1 protein-coding gene is annotated in these 245 nt (G+C 75.1%); it reads left to right on the top strand.

Annotated features, from left to right (window positions below; translation table 11 throughout):
- Positions 1 to 245: SDR family NAD(P)-dependent oxidoreductase (locus tag ACSNOB_RS32145; protein ID WP_436691224.1), on the top strand; the 245-nt coding region annotated here is incomplete at both ends.

A 245-nucleotide genomic window follows, 5' to 3' on the forward strand; every position in this document is an offset into this window, starting at 1 on the left:
GCGGTGGTCACCGCCGCCGGCGTGGACGTGCCGGGCAGGCTGGCCGACGTTCCGGGCGAGACCTGGGACCGGATCGTCGCCGTCAACCTGCTGGGCACGGCCTCGGTGGTCCGGGCGGCGCTGCCGTGGCTGGAGCGCTCGCACGGCACGGTGGTGACGGTGGCGTCGACGTTGGGGGTCAAGGCCGTCAGCGACGCCACCGCCTACTGCGCCGCCAAGTTCGGCGTGGTCGGCTTCACCCGCGC

This window comes from Micromonospora sp. URMC 106 (assembly GCF_051386395.1).
In the GTDB taxonomy this organism is placed as follows: Bacteria; Actinomycetota; Actinomycetes; order Mycobacteriales; family Micromonosporaceae; genus Micromonospora.